Here is a 14,027-nt window from a genome sequence, read left to right on the forward strand (position 1 = left end):
CCTACGGCCTGCGCTGGTCGACCACGCGCCGGGCCTTGCCCATGCTGCGCTCGACGCCGCCGCAGGGCCGCAGCTCGATGCGTGCGGTGGTGCCGATGTACACCTTGATCTCGTGCGCCAGCAGCTCCGCCGCCGCCTGCACCTCGCCATGCCCGGGGTCGCGGCCGGGGCCGCACTCCACCGCCACGGTGAGCGCGTCGAGCGGCCCTTCGCGCGTGAGGATGCACTGGTAATGCGGCGCCAGCGCCGCCTGTTTCAGGATCAGTTCCTCGATCTGCGTCGGGAACACGTTGACGCCGCGCACGATCATCATGTCGTCGCTGCGGCCGGTGATCTTCTCCATGCGGCGCATCGTGCGCGCCGTGCCGGGCAGCAGGCGCGTGAGGTCGCGCGTGCGGTAGCGGATGATGGGCAGGGCTTCCTTGGTGAGGCTCGTAAACACGAGTTCGCCGAGCTCGCCGTCCGCCACCGGCTCGCCGGTTTCGGGGTCGACGATCTCGGGGTAGAAATGGTCCTCCCAGATCGTCGGGCCGTCCTTGGTCTCGACGCACTCGTTCGCCACGCCCGGGCCCATCACTTCCGAGAGTCCGTAGATGTCGACGGCGTCGATGCCCATGCGCTGCTCGATGGTGGCGCGCATGTCGTTGGTCCAGGGTTCGGCGCCGAAGATGCCCAGGCGCAGGCTCGAAGCCCGCGGGTCCAGCCCCTGACGCTCGAATTCATCGGCGATGGCCAGCATGTAGCTGGGCGTGACCATGATGATGTCGGGGCGGAAGTCGGTGATCAGCTGCACCTGCCGCTCGGTCTGGCCGCCGCCGAAGGGCACCACCGTCAGCCCGAGCTTCTCGGCGCCGTAGTGCGCGCCGAGCCCCCCGGTGAACAGGCCGTAGCCGTAGCTCACGTGGACCATGTCGCCCGGCCGCGCCCCCGAGGCGCGGATGCTGCGCGCCATCACGTGCGACCAGGTCTCGACGTCGTTCTTCGTGTAGCCGACCACCGTGGGCTTGCCCGTGGTGCCGCTGGAGGCGTGGATGCGCACGCACTGTTCGCGCGGCACGGCGAACATGCCGAACGGATAGGCGTCGCGCAGGTCGCCCTTGCCGGTGAACGGGAACTTGCGCAGGTCCGCGAGGGTGGCCAGGTCGTCCGGGTGCACGCCGGCGGCGTCGAACTTGCGGCGGTACACGGGCGAATGCGCATAGGCATGCCGCAGGGTCTGCTTCAGCCGCTTGAACTGCAGCGCCCGCAGTTCGTCGACGCTGGCCTTTTCGATCGGCTCGAGCGGGAACGCCTTCATGCGCCCTCCGGCAGCACCGTGCCCTGGAGGCTGGCGCTCTTGCCGCGGAACATCGCGACGACCTCGCCGTCCTGGTTCGTGACCTTCATGTCGTAGATGCCGTGGCGCCCCTGCAGGACCTGCTCCACGCCTTCGCACGTGAGCACGTCGTCGAGCTGGCCGGGCTTGAGGAATTCGATGCTGCAGCCGGCCGCCACCGTGACCTTGTTGCGGCTGTTGCAGGCGTACGCGAAGGTGGAGTCGGCCAACGTGAAGATCAGGCCGCCATGGCAGATCCTGTGGCCATTGAGCATGGGGGCGCGCACCTTCATGCGCATCACGGCGCGGCCGGGTTCGCAGGCCAGCAGTTCGATCTGCATGAAGTCGCGCACGGCGGGGTCGTTCGCGTACATCGCCTCGCCGACGGCGGCGGCGAGCTGTTCGGGCGTGCGCATGCTCATTCGCCCTTGAAGCGTGCGGGGCGCTTCTCGCGGAAGGCCATCACACCCTCGATGTAGTCGTGCGTGCGGCCCAGGGCCGACTGCGTGTCGCGCTCCAGGTCCAGCTGCGCGTCGAGGTCGTTGGAGGCCGCCGCGCGCAGCAGCTTGCGCGTCTGCGCCAGCGCCGTCGTCGGCAGGACGGCCAGGCGCTCCGCTAGCTTCATCGCCGCGGCGACGCAGTCCTCGCCTTCCGGCGCCACGTCCCAGATCATCCCCCACTCCTTCGCGTCCTGCGCCGACAGCTTGTCCCCCAGCATCGCGCAGCCCATCGCCCGCGCGAGCCCGAGCTTCTTGACCAGGAACCAGGAGCCGCCGGCGTCGGGCACCAGCCCGATCTTGCTGAAGGCCTGGATGAAGGACGCCTTCGGGTCCGCCACCGCGAGGTCGCAGGCCATGGCGAACGAGGCGCCGGCGCCGGCGGCGACACCGTTGACGGCGGCGATGGTCGGCACGCGCAGCGCCATGAGCTTGCGGATGGAGGGATTGAAGGCCTGGTCGATCACGGGGCCCGGATCGGCGCGCTTCACCAGGTCCGGGCCCGGCTCGAAGTCGAACTCCGCCAGGTCGGCCCCGGCGCAGAAACCGCGGCCCGCGCCGGTGAGCACGGCGGCGCGGATGGACTTGTCGGCGTTGATGCGATCGAGGATGTCCCAGAGGTCCTGGTGCATCCTGCGCGTGAAGCTGTTCAGCGCCTGCGGCCGGTTCAGCGTGATCAGCGCGACGCTGGCGCGCGCCTCGAAGAGGACGGTGGCTTCTTCGCTCATGGGGTCTCCTTGCCGCCGAATCTAGCATCCGTGCGCGCGGCCCTGCAGCATGGTTTCCCTTGGTTATAGTTCCCCGATCCCACTGGAGAAACCATGGCCTACGAACTGATCGAGGTGCGCACCGAAGGCGGCAAGGTCGGCGTGATCACGCTGAACCGGCCCAAGCAGCTCAATGCCCTGAACGACGCGCTGATGGACGAGCTGGGCGCGGCGCTGAAGGCCTTCGATGCCGACGAAGCGATCGGCTGCATGGTGCTCACGGGCAGCGAGAAGGCCTTCGCCGCGGGCGCCGACATCGGCGCGATGGCGAGCTACAGCTTCGCCGACGTCTACAAGGGCGACTACATCACGCGCAACTGGGAAGCCATCCGCGCCATCCGCAAGCCGGTGATCGCCGCCGTGAGCGGCTTTGCCCTGGGCGGCGGCTGCGAGCTGGCCATGATGTGCGACTTCATCATCGCCGCCGACAACGCGAAGTTCGGCCAGCCGGAGATCAAGCTGGGCATCATCCCCGGGGCCGGCGGCACGCAGCGGCTGCCGCGCGCCGTCGGCAAGGCCAAGGCGATGGACCTCACGCTGACGGGCCGGATGATGGATGCCGCCGAGGCGGAGCGCGCCGGCCTGGTCAGCCGCGTGGTGCCGGTGGACAAGCTGATGGACGAGGCCCTGGGCGCGGCGCTGATGATCAGCGACTACTCCCGCGTCTCCGTCATGGCGGCGAAGGAGTCGATCAACCGGGCGTTCGAGTCCGGCCTGGCCGACGGAGTGATGTTCGAACGGCGCCTGTTCCATGCGCTGTTCGCCACCGAGGACCAGAAGGAAGGCATGGACGCCTTCGTGAACAAGCGCAAGGCGCGGTTCCGCCACCAGTGAACTAGCGCAGCAGGCGGGCGACCTCTTCGCGCAGGTCCTCGTCGAGGGAGGCCGCCGGACGCAGCAGCCGCGGGACCTGGCCGGGCTCCACCGGCGTCCACCGCCAGTGCTCGCCGAGGCGTTCCAGCACGCCGAGCGCTTCGTTGCCGCGGGCGAGTTCGAGGCGCAGGGACGCCGTGCCCGCCGTGGCGCCGTTCGCCGCGGCCGGCGACGCGAACAGGCGCACGACCAGGGCGGGCAACAGGCCGGCCTGGTCCGCCGGCAACACCAGCGACCTTCCACCGGCTTCGACGCGCACCTGCGTGAAGGTCGCCGCTTCCGCGCGCGCACGCGCCGCGGGGGCGGCCGCCGCGAGCGGCGCTGGCGGAGCGGCGGCGGGTGGGGGTGCAGGCGCGCGTGCGAGTGCAGGAGCGCTGCGGCGTTCCTCCAGCGCCTGCGGCGCGGGTTGCGCGGCATCCGCCATGGCGGCCGGCGGCGCGGTCGCGGGCGCGGGTGCGGGTGCGACGGCAGGTGCGGAGGGCGCCGACGGTGCAGCGGGAGCCGGCACCACGGACGGAGACGCGGCGCGTCCCTGCGGCGTGATCGCAAGGCCTGGCCGCGGCGCGGGCGCCGGTGCCTTGGCGGATTCCGGCAGCACGGTCGGTGCGGGGGGCGGTGCCGGCTGCGGCGCCGGCTGCACCGCCGGGGCGGCCGGCACCTCCGGCTTGGCGGCGGCCTGCGGCGCCGCCGCCACGCGTTCGCCCGCCGGCTCGGTCCTCGCGCCGGGCACTTCTTCATCGTTCCACAAGACGGTGACCAGCGTGGCCACCATCAGCGTCGCAAAGGCGGCGGCCCACGGCGTGCCGCTGCGGCCGACGGGACGCCACCAGCGCCGCCATGCGGGCTGCACCGCCGCACGGGCGGCGGCATGGATGGCCTCGCGCGTGCGCGCCTGCGGCTGCAGACCGGCGTCGGGTGCGGCATCCAGCGCCTGGCGCAGCCGCGCGTCGCGCAGGTCGGTCATCGCGCGGGCTCCAGGGCGGCCAGGTAGTCGCCCATGCAGCCCCGCAGCTTCTTCAAGGCATAGCGCAGGCGGCTCTTGGCCGTCTCGAAGGGCAGCGACAGGCGCCGCGCGAGGTCCTCGACGCTGGCGCCGTCCTCGTGGTGCAGCAGGAAGGCCGCGCGCTGTGCCTGCGGCAGCGCCTCCAGGCAATGCAGCAGCTGCGCGCCGGCCGCGCGCCAGTACGCGAGGTCCTCGCTCGAAGGCGCGAGCTGGTCGGCCCGCGCGAGCAGCCAGTCGAGCGGATCGTCGCCGTCTTCGTCGCGGTCCACGCTGACCTCGCGCCCGGCCACGCGCAGGCGGTCCATGGCGGCGTTGTGCGCGATGGTGAACGCCCAGGTCCGCCAGGCCGCGCCCTGCGGCTGGAAGCTCGCGCGCGCGGCGACGATGCGCAGCCAGGCGTCCTGGAACACCTCGTCGGCCTGGGCGGCCAGCGACGCGCCCAGGAGGCGCCGCACGAAGCGGTACAGGCCCGCCTCGTGGCGCGCATAGAGCAGGTCGAAGGCGGAAGCGTCGCCGCGGGCATAGGCGAGCATCAGGTCCTCGTCCGGCAGGTCGCGCTGGGGATGCATGGGCAGATTCTCACATCACGTTCTACGGCGGCCACCGGGCATCGGGGTTAAACCGGGCGCGGGCACCTGACCCCGTCCGCGTGCGCGCCGCGTGCAAAGGACATCCCAACCAGGAGTGGTCCATGAAGAAACGCAGTCCGTCCCGCTTCCTTCCCTGCGCCCTGTGCGCGCAATTCCTGCTGGCCGCCTGGCCCGCAACGGCGCAACCCCTGTGGCCGGAGCCCCGGCTGGAGCCCACGCGCTCGCTGGTCGCGCGGCCGACGCCCGGCTTCCACGCACCGTCCGCAACCCACTGCGCCCGTCCGGTCGGCACGCGCGAGGTGCCGGGCCGCGCGCACGCACAGCACGGAGGCGACCCGCGGCTGGAGGAATCCGCGAAGCCGTCCGCCGACGCACGCCTGGAGCGCCGCAGCCGCGGCGAAGCCGCCGCGTCCGCACCGGCGCTGGCCGCGGCGCCGTCCGCCGTCCCGGCACCTCCCGCCGGCGCCCGCGCCGCCGCACCGGTGGCGCCCCAGGCCATGCACGACGGCATCGCGCCGCACCAGCCGTCACACGGCCAATGGACGGCACCGCCCGTGGTCACGGCTGGCGTGGTCGACGACAACGCGGACTTCAGCGCCTACCTCGCCTTCCGGGATCGCACGCAGGTGCACCACCGGCCCCGCGACGTGCGCGAGCGCCACCTGCTGGAAGTGAAGGACCGCCGCGGCCGCCCGGTCGGCGACGCCGAAGTGTCGGTGCAGGGCACGAGCGGACACGCGATGTGGGCGCGCACCGATGCGGGCGGGCGCGCCTGGCTGCACCCGGACGCCTTCGACCCCGCGGGCTCGATGCACTACGACGTGGCCGTGCGCAAGGACGGCCGCGAGACCGCCGCCCGCCTCGCGCGCGGGCAGAAGAGCGCCGTGCAGGTGGTCCTCGATGCTGCGACGGCTCCCGCGCGGGCCCGCCTGGACCTCGTCTTCCTGGTCGACGCGACCGGCTCCATGGGCGACGAGATCGACAAGCTCAAGGCCACCTTGCGCACCATCACGGCGGAAGTGGCGTCGCTCCCCAGCCGGCCGGACATCTGCCTGGCGCTGGTGGCCTATCGCGACCGCGGCGACGCCTTCCTGCTGCGCAGCCACGACTTCACCAACGACGTGGGGGCGTTCCTGCAGCACGCGCTGTATCCGCTGCGCGCCGGGGGCGGCGGCGACTACCCGGAAGCCATGAACGAGGCGCTGCACGAGACGGTGCACCAGCTCAGCTGGCGCGGCGACGGCGCCACGCGCCTCGTGATCCTGCTGGCCGATGCCCCGCCGCACCTGGACTACGGCGCGCCGCAGTACGACGACGACATGCTGGCCGCGTTGGGCAAGGGCATCAAGGTCTTCGGGGTGGGCGCCAGCGGGCTGGACCGCCAGGGCGAGTTCATCCAGCGGCAGATCGCCCAGTACACGGGCGGCAAGTTCGTCTTCCTGACCTATGCCGACCCGCACCGGCCTGCCAGCGGGCCGGGCCGCGAGACCGTGCACGACGTGAAGAACTACTCGGTCGACACGCTCGACCGGCTGGTCGTGCGGCTGGTCACGGAAGAACTGGCGAAAGGCGCGCCGCGTTGAGTGCAAGGCCCGTCCGCGCGTTGCTATAATCTTGGGCTCAGGCGCTTTAGCTCAGTCGGTTAGAGCGACGGAATCATAATCCGCAGGTCCGGGGTTCGAATCCCTGAAGCGCCACCAGATACACCGCGCCGCTCGGCCTGCACGGGCGGGGTTGCGGCCCGCGATGGACATCCCCGGGGCCCAGAAATCCCGCCAGGCGCTGCGGCCCAGGCCGAGCCCGGGCCGATCGCGGGATCTCCGCAGCACATGATCGAGAGATGCCGCGCGCCAGCGGCGGGCCGGGCACGACCCGGAAGACGCGAGGACGCAGAATGACTGGTTTCATCCGCCTCGTGCTGGCCGTCCTGGCCGCAGCCTGCGCAGCCACCGCGGCTGCCGCGCCTGCTCCCGCCGACGTCCAGCCGAGTGGTTCCGGCAAGTACAAGATGTACTTGTGGAGCTTCTCGCCGTCGCACAAGTACGAGCTCGAGAAGCACCTGAAGGACGGGGATCCCCTGCGGGCGGTCTGGAGTACCTGGGCGCAGTACCACCACACCCGCGACCTGCCCCTGGCGCTCCGCAACGTCGACGCCATCGTGCGCCACTGGAACGTCGACAGCACGGCGAAGGTGACCTACGGCTACGCGTACAACAACATGCCGGCGGGCTGGTGGTCCGGCATGGACGGTCTGATGCTGCCCTGGCTGCTCGTCCAGCTCGGACAGGAAGGCGGGCGCCGCGACCTGGTCGACCTGGGACGCAAGGTGCTGAAGAAGTCCCTGGCCTCGCCGCTGGAAGGCGGAACGCTCTGGCGCGAGGGCAACCGCTGCTGGTTTTCGGAGTACGCCTGGCCCGGGATGAAGAAGTCCGAGGAGTTCTACGTGCTGAACGGCCACCTGTTCTCCCTGGGAGCGGTGTTCGAGCTGGCACGGCTGCTCAAGGACAAGGAGGCCGCCGCAGCCTATGAATGCGGGATGCGGGGGATGCGGGAGCGGCTGCCGGAATTCCTCGGGGCGGGCGACCACTGGGCGCGGTACATGACCACGCCGTCCACCATCAACCCCAGCCTGTACCTCATCTACGAGATCGTCCAGCTCGATTCGCTGCACGCCATGACCGGGGAGTCGGTGTTCTTCGACGAGGGCATCCGGCGGCGCGCCCTGCTGCAGCGCCAGTATCCGATCTATGCGGTGGAGAAGAACGGCCGGAAGGAGGTCTTCTTCAGTTCGAGCGGCGCGCCCCACCCGTACCAGCTCGATCCCTACCAGCGGGTGGTGCGGTGCCGGGGCCCGGGCGGCGCGGTGTCGCTCGCCACCTTTCCGGCCAGGGACGGGTTCGACAAGTCGGCCTTCCTGTCGGCACCGGTGCGCGACTTCGACCTCACGTGCGAGTTGTACGCACGGGCCGGGTCGAGCGAGATCCTCATCTACTCCACGTCCGATTTCGTGAAGGCCGGTGCCGCGGCGCCCCAGCCCCTGCGGTACGAAACCCGGGACGTCATGCTGGATGCGGTGCCCCAGAAGGACGGCTCGATCCTGCTGCAGCCGGACATCGTGTCCGCGCCGAACGGGCCGCAGTACCTCAACACCTCGGGGCGGGTGTCGCTCGCCTTCCGCTCGCGTCCGCTGTCGCCCACGGACCTGGTCGTGCTGGAGGTGGAAGCGTCGGAGCCCCTCAACTACAGCATTTCCCTGAATGCCGCCGGCAAGACCATCATGCGCTACGGCAAGCCGCTGAAACAGGGCCGGCAGCTGGTGGTGCTCTCGTCGCTGGGTTTCGACGAAGGCATGCATTTCCACGCCATGGACGGCATCACCTTCTACTTCGACACCACGCGCCTGGGGAAGCAGGCCCGGGTGAAGCTCGCCAACCTGTACGTGGTGGATCAGTACGGCTTGTACCTGGTGCACAAGTCGACCGGCATTCCCATGTTGAGCGAAGATCCGGCTTCGCTCGTGAAGATGTGATGGCGGCCGCTGTTGATGTGCCGCCACAACGCGGCGGCATCGTTTGACACCACGTGCCCCGCATTGCACAGTCACCCGCACTACCCCTCAGCCCCTGGCTCTACACCATGACCCGCTGGACCCGCACCACCCTCCTCGCCCTCGGCCTGGCCGCCGCGGCCGCCACCGCGCAAGTCACCTCGATCCGCGGCGCGCCCCTGAACGTGAAGCCGGCGATCATCGCCGTCAGCGCCACGCCCCCCATCATCCAGCTTGACGGCAAGGAAGACCGCTTCTCGCCCGGCGCGCGCATCCGCGACCGCGACAACCGCCTGGTGCTCACCGGCACGCTGGCCGGCAAGTCGGTCTACACCGTGTACAAGCGTGACCCCGCCGGCCTCGTGCACGAAGTCTGGCTCCTCAACGAGGAGGAGTTCCGCAAGGTGGGCGGCATCAGCGACCTGGGCAACCCGGAAGGCTACAAGCGCTTCGCCGAACTGCTGGACCTGATCTGGGCGGCGCGGTCGCTGTACATGCTGCGATGAACGCGTCCCCGAAAAAGGTCTTCATCAAGACCTTCGGCTGCCAGATGAACGAGTACGACTCGGACAAGATGGCGGACGTGATGAACGCGGCCCAGGGCTACGAGCCCACGCAGGACCCCGAGCAGGCCGACCTGATCCTCTTCAACACCTGCTCGGTGCGCGAGAAGGCGCAGGAGAAGGTGTTCTCCGACCTCGGGCGGGTGAAGCACCTGAAGAAGAAGGGCGTGCTGATCGGCGTGGGCGGCTGCGTGGCCAGCCAGGAAGGCGCGGCCATCATCGAGCGTGCGCCCTACGTCGACGTGGTGTTCGGCCCGCAGACGCTGCACCGCCTGCCGGAGCTGCTGGAGGCGCGCCGCCGCCACCGGCGTCCGCAGGTGGACATCAGCTTCCCCGAGATCGAGAAGTTCGACCACCTGCCGCCGGCACGGGTGGAAGGTGCCTCCGCCTTCGTCAGCATCATGGAAGGCTGCTCCAAGTACTGCAGCTATTGCGTGGTGCCGTACACGCGGGGCGAGGAAGTTTCGCGCCCCTTCGACGACGTGTTGACCGAAGTCGCCGGCCTGGCCGACCAGGGCGTGAAGGAAGTGACCCTGCTCGGGCAGAACGTGAACGCGTACCGCGGGCGCATGGGGGACACGGCGGAGATCGCCGACTTCGCGCTGCTGCTGGAATACGTGGCCGGGATCCCGGGCATCGCGCGGATCCGCTACACCACCAGCCACCCGAACGAGTTCACGCAGCGCCTGGTCGACGCGTACGCGAAGGTGCCGCAGCTGGTCAGCCACCTGCACCTGCCGGTGCAGCACGGCAGCGACCGCATCCTGATGGCGATGAAGCGCAACTACACCGCCATGGAATACAAGAGCACCATCCGCAAGCTGCGGGCGGTGCGGCCCCAGCTGTCGCTGTCCAGCGACTTCATCGTGGGCTTCCCCGGCGAGACCGACGATGACTTCGCGAAGATGATGAAGCTGGTGGAGGACGTCGGCTACGACGCGAGCTTCTCCTTCATCTTCAGCCCGCGTCCCGGCACGCCCGCCGCGGCCCTGCACGACGACACCCCGCACGAAGTGAAGCTCGCGCGGCTGCAGCAGCTGCAGGCCGTGCTGGAGGACAACGTGCGGCGCATCAGCGCCAGCCGCGTCGGCACGGTGCAGCGCATCCTGGTCGAAGGGCCTTCGCGCAAGGATGCGAACGAGCTGATGGGACGCACCGAGTGCAACCGCATCGTCAACTTCGCCGGCCCGCAGCGGCTGGTGGGGCAGATGGTGGACGTGACCATCACCCAGGCCCTGCCGCATTCGCTGCGCGCCGAGGTGCCGCTGGCCGAATCGGTGCTCGCGGCCTGAAGGCGCGATGGGTTCGTTCCGGCAGCTGCTGCTGGTGGCCTTCATGCTGATCGCCGCCCTGCTGGGCGGGACGGCGTGGCGGGCGGTGGTCATCCTGGAACGGCTGGTCGCGCAGAGCGGCCAGGAGGCGGACCGCGCACTGGCGCTGAACGCCGCGGCCCAGGCGCTCGCCACCCGCACGGCGGGCATGGAGCGCACCGCTCGCCAGTCGCTTGTGCTCAACGACACCCCGTTGCGGCGCCGCTTCGACGAGGAGTGGCGCGCCGCGCGCACCGCCTTGCAGCAGATGGCCGAAGCCGGGCTGCAGAGCCCCGACCTGGCCGCGTGGCGCCAGCAGGCCGAAGGCATCGCGCAACTGCTGCAGGGACCGGCCGAAACGGCGCTCGACCGCGAGCGCCTGGTGGCCGCCGAGTTCCGGGAGCTCGATGGCGTGAACGCGCGGCTCGCGGGCCGGGTGCAGGCGCTGGTCGAGGACCGCGACCGCGCGCTGCGCCAGCAGCTCAACGTCGAGCGCAACCAGCTGGTGCAGCAGGTCTGGGGCGCGATCGGCCTCGCCGTCCTGCTGGCGGTGGCCTTCGGCATCTGGCTGGCGCGGCCGTTCAAGCAGCTCGAACGCGCCATCGTGCGGCTGGGTGAGAACCGGCTGGAGGCGCCGGTGGACATCCGCGGGCCGTCCGACGTGCGCCGGGTGAGCCAGCAGCTGGACTGGCTGCGGCTGCGCCTGACCGAACTCGACGCGGACAAGGCACGCTTCCTGCGACACGTCTCGCACGAGCTGAAGACGCCGCTGGCTTCGCTGCGCGAAGGCGTGGCGCTGCTGGAGGACGGCGTCGCCGGCAAGCTCGCCCCCAAGCAGGAGGAAGTGGTGGCCATCCTTCGCCAGAACACGCTGTCGCTGCAGGGCCAGATCGAGGCCCTGCTGCAGTTCAACGCCGCCGCCTTCGATGCCCGCCAGTTGCGCCGCCGCCGCACGGACCTGCTGGCCTTGCTGCGTTCCGAGGTGGAAGCCCAGCAGCTGCAGTGGCAGGCCCGCCAGCTGGACGTGCGGGTGGAGGGCGCGCCGGTCACGCTGGAGATCGATGCCGGCAAGATCGGCACGGCGGTGGCGAACCTGCTTTCCAACGCCATCCGCTTCTCGCCCCCGGGCGGTACCATCGCGCTGCAGGTGGCCGCCGGCGACGGCGCCGTCCGCATCGACGTGCGCGACGACGGGCCCGGCGTGGCCGAGGGCGACCGCGCGCGGGTCTTCGAACCCTTCTACCGTGGCGAACGCCAGCCGGAAGGCGCCGTGCGCGGCACCGGCATCGGCCTGTCCATCGTGCAGGAATACATTGCAGCCCATGGCGGGCGGGTGCGGCTGGTGCCGGCCACCGCCGGCGGCCACTTCCGGATCGAGCTTCCCCATGCATCGTGAATCCACCGCCGCGCACGCGCTGGCGGCCACCTTCGTCCTCCTCGTGGCCGGCTGCGCCGCTCCGGTGCCCGCGACGGCGCCCCCGCCCGCGCCCGAGCCGATGCGGGCCATGGTGCTGCCGTCGGCGCCGCCCGCGGTCCCCTTGCCTGCGCCCACGCCCCCGCGGACCGAGGTCCACCCGCTCGAAGCCGCCGTCGCGCATGCCGAACGGGTGCGCGGCCTGCCGGCTTCCGAACTGGCGACGGAGATCCAGCGCCTCGGCGAGACCAGCTACACGCCGCTGCGCGCCACGCAGCTGGCGCAGGCCCTCGCCTTCGCGCGCGGCCCCGCCAATGCCAGCCGGGCGCAGGCCCTGCTGCAAAGGGTGCTGGCCGACCCCGCGGGGGAGGCGCAGCCCTTGCACCCTTATGCACGCGTGCTCGCGGCGCAGATCGCCGAGCAGCGGCGCGTGGACGAACAGGCCGAGCGGCAGGCGCAGCAGCTGCGCGAGGCCCAGCGGCGCATCGAGCAGCTGAACGACCGGCTGGAGGCCGTGCGCGCCATCGAACGCAGCCTGCCCGGCGCGCCGCGCGCTCCGGCGCCGAGATCCCCATGACCGGCCCGAACGCCGCACGCCTGCTCGTCGTCGACGACGACGGCGACATGCTGCGGCTGCTGTCCATGCGGCTGGAGGCCGCCGGCTACCGTGTCGCCACGGCGGGCTCGGCCGAAGCCGCGCTCGCACAGCTCGACGTCGAACGGCCGCAGCTGGTGATCAGCGACGTGCGCCTGCCCGGGCGCGACGGCCTGGCGCTGTTCGACGAGGTGCGCCAGCGCCATCCTTCGCTGCCGGTGATCCTGCTCACCGCGCATGGCACCATCCCGGACGCCATCGAGGCCACGCGGCGCGGCGTCTTCACCTATCTCACCAAGCCGTACGACAGCAAGGAGTTGCTGGAGCGGGTCGCACAGGCGCTCGCGCTGCACGCGCCGGCCCCAGCGAGCCCGCAGGCCGAGGAGAAATGGCGCGCGGACATCATCAGCCGCTCCGCGCGCATGGCGGACCTGCTGGCCGAGGCGCGGATGGTGGCGCGGTCCGACGCCAGCGTGCTGCTGCGCGGCGACAGCGGCAGCGGCAAGGAGATGCTGGCGCGCGCCATCCACCGCGCCAGCGCCCGCGCGGCCAAGCCCTTCATCGCGGTGAACTGCGGCGCCATCCCCGAGGCGCTGCTGGAGTCCGAGCTGTTCGGCCACGTGAAAGGGGCCTTCACCGACGCCGTCGCCAACCACAAGGGCCTGTTCCAGGCGGCCGACGGCGGCACGCTGCTGCTCGACGAGATCGGCGACATGCCGCCGGCCCTGCAGGTCAAGCTGCTGCGCGTGCTGCAGGAACGCGCGGTGCGGCCCGTGGGTTCGAGCCAGTCGCACCCGGTCGACGTGCGCATCCTTTCCGCCACCCACCGCGACCTCGAGGCCGCGATGGCCGCCGGCCAGTTCCGCGAAGACCTCTACTACCGCCTCAACGTCGTGACGCTCACGCTGCCGACGCTGGCCGAGCGGCGCGAGGACATCCCGCTGCTGGCGAACCACTTCCTCAACAAGCTGGCCGCCAAGTACGGCCGGCGCCTCTCGGGTTTCGCGCCCGAGGCATTGAAGGCGCTGATCGCCGCGCCCTGGCCGGGCAACGTGCGCCAGCTCTACAACGTGGTGGAGCAGGTCTGCGCGCTGGCGACCACGCCGCTGGTGCCATTGGCCCTGGTGCAGCGCGCGCTGCGCGTGCCTTCGGTGCAGGTCCTGACCTATGCCGAGGCCAAGCAGCGCTTCGAACGCGACTACCTGGTGGGTTTGCTCAAGCTCACCGACGGCAACGTCGCGGACGCGGCGCGCCTGGCCGACCGCAACCGGACCGAGTTCTACCGCCTGCTGCAAAAGCATGAGCTGACCCCTGGCCATTTCCAGTCGCAGGCCGGCGACCGTGCCGTGTCGCCGTCCGGCGACGACGGCAAGTAGTTGATCCGCAAGGCTTTTCTTCCACTCGCCTGGATGGGCTGTCGCCGTGCGGCGACAAAAACGCCGCTGCGGCGCAGCAATCTTCGGGAAAACCCGAACTGCCGAGCTGATGAACCGCGCAAGTCCCTGATCTAGAAGGACAATTTCCGCTGGCACGGGCCTTGCCCTGTGGCCTGC

The 14,027-nt window shown here is 70.8% G+C and carries 13 protein-coding genes and 1 tRNA gene; 9 read left to right on the forward strand and 5 right to left on the reverse strand.

Going from position 1 to position 14,027, the window contains the following annotated elements:
• Position 1: 1 nt before the first annotated feature.
• Genes paaK through IM787_RS06630 form a run of 3 tightly spaced genes read right to left on the reverse strand, consistent with a single transcriptional unit; the run spans position 2 to position 2,540 of the window.
• Positions 2 to 1,297, reverse strand: a complete 1,296-nt coding sequence (gene paaK, locus IM787_RS06620; protein ID WP_193675851.1) for a phenylacetate--CoA ligase PaaK — start codon at positions 1,295 to 1,297, stop codon at positions 2 to 4.
• Entirely contained in the window at positions 1,294 to 1,731 is a 438-nt protein-coding gene (gene paaI, locus IM787_RS06625; RefSeq protein WP_193675852.1) for a hydroxyphenylacetyl-CoA thioesterase PaaI, read from the reverse strand. Before paaI ends, paaK begins: the two co-directional genes overlap by 4 nt.
• Positions 1,732 to 1,733: 2 nt before the next feature.
• A complete protein-coding gene (locus tag IM787_RS06630; protein WP_193675853.1) occupies positions 1,734 to 2,540 on the reverse strand; it encodes an enoyl-CoA hydratase-related protein in 807 nt (268 codons plus the stop codon).
• A 93-nt stretch (positions 2,541 to 2,633) separates the two neighbouring features.
• On the opposite strand from IM787_RS06630, the gene IM787_RS06635 reads away from it, so the two are divergent.
• Complete coding sequence (locus IM787_RS06635) at positions 2,634 to 3,413, forward strand: enoyl-CoA hydratase (RefSeq protein ID WP_193675854.1); 780 nt, start codon at positions 2,634 to 2,636, stop codon at positions 3,411 to 3,413.
• 1 nt (position 3,414) lies between these two features.
• Here the strand turns inward: IM787_RS06635 and IM787_RS06640 are convergent, their stop codons facing one another.
• Together IM787_RS06640 and IM787_RS06645 are read right to left on the reverse strand one after the other, a co-directional pair.
• Positions 3,415 to 4,416 (reverse strand): hypothetical protein, encoded by a 1,002-nt coding sequence (locus IM787_RS06640; RefSeq protein ID WP_193675855.1) that lies wholly within the window; start codon positions 4,414 to 4,416, stop codon positions 3,415 to 3,417.
• Complete coding sequence (locus tag IM787_RS06645) at positions 4,413 to 5,024, reverse strand: sigma-70 family RNA polymerase sigma factor (RefSeq protein WP_193675856.1); 612 nt, start codon at positions 5,022 to 5,024, stop codon at positions 4,413 to 4,415. The genes IM787_RS06640 and IM787_RS06645 overlap by 4 nt, the downstream gene beginning before the upstream one ends.
• Positions 5,025 to 5,146: 122 nt before the next feature.
• Between IM787_RS06645 and IM787_RS06650 the strand changes: the two genes are divergently transcribed.
• From IM787_RS06650 to IM787_RS06685, 8 genes are all read left to right on the forward strand, one after another.
• A complete protein-coding gene (locus IM787_RS06650) occupies positions 5,147 to 6,628 on the forward strand; it encodes a vWA domain-containing protein (RefSeq protein WP_193675857.1) in 1,482 nt (493 codons plus the stop codon).
• 40 nt (positions 6,629 to 6,668) lie between these two features.
• Positions 6,669 to 6,745: transfer RNA gene (locus tag IM787_RS06655), tRNA-Met, on the forward strand.
• 194 nt (positions 6,746 to 6,939) lie between these two features.
• Entirely contained in the window at positions 6,940 to 8,574 is a 1,635-nt protein-coding gene (locus IM787_RS06660; protein WP_193675858.1) for a D-glucuronyl C5-epimerase family protein, read from the forward strand.
• 107 nt (positions 8,575 to 8,681) lie between these two features.
• Entirely contained in the window at positions 8,682 to 9,098 is a 417-nt protein-coding gene (locus tag IM787_RS06665) for a hypothetical protein (protein WP_193675859.1), read from the forward strand.
• Positions 9,095 to 10,447, forward strand: a complete 1,353-nt coding sequence (gene miaB, locus IM787_RS06670; protein WP_193675860.1) for a tRNA (N6-isopentenyl adenosine(37)-C2)-methylthiotransferase MiaB — start codon at positions 9,095 to 9,097, stop codon at positions 10,445 to 10,447. Before IM787_RS06665 ends, miaB begins: the two co-directional genes overlap by 4 nt.
• A gap of 7 nt (positions 10,448 to 10,454) precedes the next feature.
• The gene (locus IM787_RS06675) at positions 10,455 to 11,861 is read left to right on the forward strand and encodes a sensor histidine kinase (protein WP_193675861.1); all 1,407 of its coding nucleotides are present in this window, start codon (positions 10,455 to 10,457) and stop codon (positions 11,859 to 11,861) included.
• The gene (locus tag IM787_RS06680; protein WP_193675862.1) at positions 11,851 to 12,456 is read left to right on the forward strand and encodes a hypothetical protein; all 606 of its coding nucleotides are present in this window, start codon (positions 11,851 to 11,853) and stop codon (positions 12,454 to 12,456) included. The genes IM787_RS06675 and IM787_RS06680 overlap by 11 nt, the downstream gene beginning before the upstream one ends.
• Entirely contained in the window at positions 12,453 to 13,850 is a 1,398-nt protein-coding gene (locus tag IM787_RS06685) for a sigma 54-interacting transcriptional regulator (protein WP_193675863.1), read from the forward strand. Before IM787_RS06680 ends, IM787_RS06685 begins: the two co-directional genes overlap by 4 nt.
• The last annotated feature ends 177 nt before the right edge of the window (positions 13,851 to 14,027 follow it).

The organism is Ramlibacter pallidus, assembly GCF_015070875.1.
GTDB classification, from domain to species: domain Bacteria; phylum Pseudomonadota; class Gammaproteobacteria; order Burkholderiales; family Burkholderiaceae_C; genus Ramlibacter; species Ramlibacter pallidus.